The organism is Pseudonocardia alaniniphila (genome assembly GCF_022524485.1).
Lineage (GTDB): Bacteria > Actinomycetota > Actinomycetes > Mycobacteriales > Pseudonocardiaceae > Pseudonocardia > Pseudonocardia alaniniphila.
The window spans coordinates 1-1018 of the sequence record NZ_JAKXMK010000099.1 but is presented as its reverse complement, the minus strand read 5'-3'; the positions used below and the strand labels follow the sequence as shown (position 1 = coordinate 1018).

1 protein-coding gene is annotated in these 1018 nt (G+C 66.7%); it reads right to left on the bottom strand.

All coding sequences use genetic code 11. The features are described from left to right. Positions 1–941 (bottom strand): 2,3-diaminopropionate biosynthesis protein SbnA (gene sbnA, locus MMF94_RS43150; protein WP_241043294.1); only part of this gene is annotated, 941 nt, incomplete at its 3' end. Positions 942–1018: the final 77 nt, after the last annotated feature.

The following is a 1018-nucleotide window of genomic DNA, read 5'->3' as shown; positions in this document are numbered from 1 at the left end:
TCGTTGCCGTAGAGCTCCTGTACCCAGTTGGTCTGGTAGACGGTGTCGAGGTAGCGCTCGCCCATGTCGGGGGCGAGGGTCACGGCGGTCATGTCGGGTGTGCCGTGCTGTTGGAGCCAGTTGACCGCGCCGGTGACCTGGGTGCCGGTGGAGCCGCCGAACAGGAACCCGTGCCTGGCCAGTGTGTGGCAGGTGCGGACGGTGTCGGCCTCGTCGACCATGACCACGTCGTCGACGTAGGACTCGTCCAGCAGTGGCGGGCGCACGCCCATGCCCAGGCCGGGGATCATCCGCCGCCCGCTCGGGCCACCGAAGGACACCGACCCGATGGTGTCGACCGCGACGATGCGCACCGGGCGGTGCCATTCCTTGAAGAAACGGGCGCAGCCCATCAGGGTGCCGGTGGTGCCCGCACCGACGAACAACACGTCCAGCTCGGGGAACTGGCGCGCGATCGCCGGGGCGGTGCGGCGGTAGTGCGCACCCCAGTTGGCCGGGTTGGTGTACTGGTTGAACCACACGTAACGCTCGTCGGAGGCGCACAGCGCGCGCACGTAGTCGATCCGCGCCCCGAGGTAGCCGGTGGTCGGGTGCGGCTCGGTGATGATGTGCACCTGGCTGCCCAGGGCCTCCATCAGCCGGCGGGTGGCGAGGTTGCAGCGCGAGTCGGTAACACACACAAACCGGTAGCCCTTGCTCGCCGCCAGCATGCTCAACGCCACACCGAGGTTGCCCGATGAGGACTCGATCAGAATCGACCCCGGGCGCAGAACCCCGTCCCGCTCCGCCGCCTCGACCATCTCGGTGGCCGCCTTCACCTTCACCGAACCGGCGAAGTTAAATCCCTCACACTTCAGGAAGAGCGGCTGACCGAAGATGGACTTCACGTCGACATAGAGCTCGTCCTCGTTGAACTCGTGAGGAGCGGAAATGACTGGCATCGGGATCCCCCTCGTCAATGCTGGCGGCCACTCGGCGCCTGCAGGTTTCAACGACTATCCCGCGCAACCGGTTCAAC